Annotated in this window: 1 pseudogene; it reads right to left on the reverse strand. The window is 71.2% G+C overall.

Annotation, left to right across the window (positions count from 1 at the left end):
• Window positions 1–219 (reverse strand): annotated as a pseudogene (locus tag A9Z05_RS38245) (phospholipase); the annotation flags it as partial.

Genomic DNA, 219 nt, shown 5'->3' on the forward strand with positions numbered 1-219 from the left:
GACACAGAATGCTTCGCGGCGGCGATCGCGGCGACGATCGTATCGATCTCGGTACGCTGCCCCGCGGGCTCCGGCGAGTACGCAACGCGCACCTGCGCGCTGCCGATCGTGATCGGCGCCGACCAGCCGGCCGACAGCCGCGCGGTCTCCGCAATCGACGGATTCGCGGCCAGCGCATGCGCGCGATCGTTGTACAGCGCGGCGAGCGCGGACGAGTCG

The sequence above is a fragment of the Burkholderia sp. A2 genome (genome assembly GCF_001729305.1).
GTDB lineage: Bacteria > Pseudomonadota > Gammaproteobacteria > Burkholderiales > Burkholderiaceae > Burkholderia > Burkholderia sola.